We start from the raw sequence: 1,370 nt of genomic DNA on the forward strand, positions 1-1,370 counted from the left end.
CTGCGGAAGCCTTCCCGGCCTCGACCGTCGAACCCACGGCGATCCGCGTCGCCGCCGGAGCGCCGGTCGGTGTCCCGCCCCGCGCCGCGCTGGTCACCGCTGCCCGACGGTCCGCCACGGTAGCCGCCGCCGCGCCCGGCGTCGCCGCCGGAACCCGGGCCCGAACGACCCCGGTAGCCGCTGTCGCCCCGGTAACCGCCGTCCCGCCGGTCGTCGCCCCGCCGCGTGTCGTCGCGGTAGCCGCCGGCACGCGAGTCGCGACCACCGCGCCGGTCGTCGCCGAAGCCGGGCCGGGAGCCGCCGCGGAAACCACCGCTCTCGCCCCGGAAACCACCGCGCCGGTCGTCACTGCCGGAACCTCCGCTCCGACCCTGGTAGCCGCCGCCACGCCGGTCGTCACCACCGGAGTCGCCCCGGAAGCCACCGGTACGCCGGTCGTCGCTCCGCCGGTCGTCGTCCCGGTAGCCGCCACCGCGCGAGTCACGGTCGCCCCGCCGGTCGCCCCGGAAGTCACCGCCCCGGCTGTGGTCGGTACGGGGGCCACGGTCACCTCGGCCGACGTCGTCCCGTCGTCCGGACTGGTAGCCGCCCTCGCGGTAGCCACCGTCCCGGTCACCGCCACGCGGACCCGTACCAGCCGAGCCGTAACCCTGGCGCCCCTCCGAGCGGCCCGGGCCGAAGTCATCGTCCCGCCGCCCGCCGCCGCTGCGGTAGCCGCCCTGCCGGTCGTCACCACCACGCCGGTAACCGCCACCGGACCGGAAGCCCGCGTCGCCGTCGCGTCGCCCGGAATCGCGGTATCCGCCGCCCCCGGTGTCGCCGCCACGGGATGCCCGGTAGCCGCCGGACCGCCGATCGTCGTCACCGAACCGCCCGCCACCGCTCGGGCGGTCGCCGCGGAAGTCGCGGTCACCCCGGGTATCCCGGTCGCCCCGGTACCCACCGCCACGCTGGCCGTCGCGGAACCCGCCACCGCGTCGGTCGTCACCACCGGGCCGGTAGCCACCGGCACGGCCGTCCCGGTAGCCGCCGCCGTCCCGAGGGGCCGGACGGTCTCGACGCTCGCCCTCACGGGGAGCTGGGCGGTCGCGACGGTCGCCGTCACGGCCATCGGTGCGACGACTCCCACTCGGATAGCCGCCCCGGTCACCGGAGGTACCGGACGAATCGCGGTCCCCGCGATAGGGCGGACGCCCGTCTCGACGCGTGGAGGCGTCTCGACCGCCCCGGCGGTCCGGACGGTCGTCTCGACGGCGCGGGCGGTCTCCGCCGTGCGCTCCTGAACTCACGGGTACATCCTTCCTCATGGCGAGATCGCCGAAACACGCAGTGCAGGGCCACCCCGACCGGGGTGGCCCTGCAAACTAAGA

At 76.6% G+C, this 1,370-nt stretch carries 1 pseudogene; it reads left to right on the top strand.

Going from position 1 to position 1,370, the window contains the following annotated elements:
- Nucleotides 1-1,283: pseudogene (locus tag Pma05_RS40485) on the top strand (hypothetical protein); the annotation flags it as partial.
- Between the last annotated feature and the right edge of the window lie 87 nt (nt 1,284-1,370).

The organism is Plantactinospora mayteni (genome assembly GCF_016862935.1).
Lineage (GTDB): Bacteria > Actinomycetota > Actinomycetes > Mycobacteriales > Micromonosporaceae > Plantactinospora > Plantactinospora mayteni.